General features: G+C 71.3%; 1 protein-coding gene. It reads right to left on the bottom strand.

What is annotated here, in order from left to right; genetic code table 11:
- Window positions 1–75 precede the first annotated feature (75 nt).
- On the bottom strand, window positions 76–1,427 hold a 1,352-nt coding region (locus tag AC13HU_RS37170), incomplete at its 5' end, for an MFS transporter (RefSeq protein ID WP_483046415.1).

Raw genomic sequence — 1,427 nt, 5'->3', positions numbered from 1 at the left:
GGGGTCAGCCGCCGCCCGCTTCCCGTCATACGGTCGGGACCCGGCGGCGCGCCCGCGGCGCGCCGCGTCGCCCGCTCAGCGCAGCACCGGTTTCGGGGGCGCCCTGAGCAGGAGCACCATCACCAGCGCGGCCGAGAGGAAGATCGCCGCCAGGGTGAACGCGGCGGTGGCGCCACTGATGAACACGTTGCCGTGCGCGTGCCGGGAGACCGTACCGAAGACGGTGACCAGGACCGACAGGCCGAGGCTGCCGCCGACCTGCTGCATGGTCTGGAGCAGGCCGGACGCGGAGCCCGCGTCCTGGGGCTGGACGCCGGAGAGGATGAACGTGTTGAGCGGCATCATCGTCCAGCCGACCCCGAAGCCGACCAGCATCAGCGGGCCGAGCAGGCCGGCCGCGTAGCCTTCGGACGGGCCGAGTCGGGTGATCCAGATGACACCCGCGAGGCTGATCGGCAGCCCGATGCTCACCACCGTCTTCGCGCCGAACCTGCTGACCATGCGCGGCGCGAGCCGCGCGGCGACGAAGAGCGGCCCGGCCAGCGGCAGGAACGCGAAGCCGGTCTTCAACGGGCTGAAGTGCAGATACGTCTGAAGGTACTGGGTGCTGAAGTAGAAGACGCCGAACATCGCGGCCGGCACCAGCAGCATCACGCTGTAGGCGATGGCCCGGTTGCGGTCGGCGAACAGCCGCAGCACCACCAACGGGCGCTCGACCCGCGTCTCGTTGACGAGGAACGCGCCGAGCAGGGCGACCGCGATCACGAACGACGCCAGCGCCCGGCCGTCGGTCCACTTGCTCTCGCCGACCCGGATGAAGCCGTACACCAAGGTGGCCATGCCGAGCGTGCCGGTCAGCGCGCCCGCGATGTCGAAGCGGCCACCGCGGTGGCGCGCGGTCTCCTTGATGAAGCGGGGCGCGAGCAGCATGATGGCGGCGCCGACCGGCACGTTGATGAAGAACACCCAGCGCCAGGAGCCCAGGTCGGTGAGGATGCCGCCGGTGGTCAGGCCGATCGCCGAGCCCGCGCCGGAGATCGCGGCGAAGACGCTCAGCGCCCGGTTGCGCTCGGTGCCCTCGGAGAACGACGTGGCGATCAGGGCCAGGGTGCTGGGCGCGGCCAGCGCGGCGGCGGCCCCTTGCAAGCCGCGGGCGATCAGCAGCGTGGTCGCGTCGTTGGCCAGACCTCCCGCGATCGAGGCGACGGTGAAGGCGGCGACGCCCCACACCATCGCCGTACGGCGGCCTATCAGGTCGCCTATCCGGCTGCCGAGCAGCAGCAGGCCGCCGAAGGCGAGGGTGTAGACGTTGAGCACCCACGACATGCCGGTCGCCGAGAAGCCCAGGTGGGTGCCGATGCCGGGCAGCGCGACGTTCACCACGGTGGCGTCGAGCAGGATCATCAGCTGGGTGCCGACGATGGCAC

The sequence above is a fragment of the Streptomyces sp. NH27 genome, from assembly GCF_056859195.1.
Note: the sequence above shows the minus strand (reverse complement) of the source record. Positions and strands in the feature narration are given on the sequence as shown.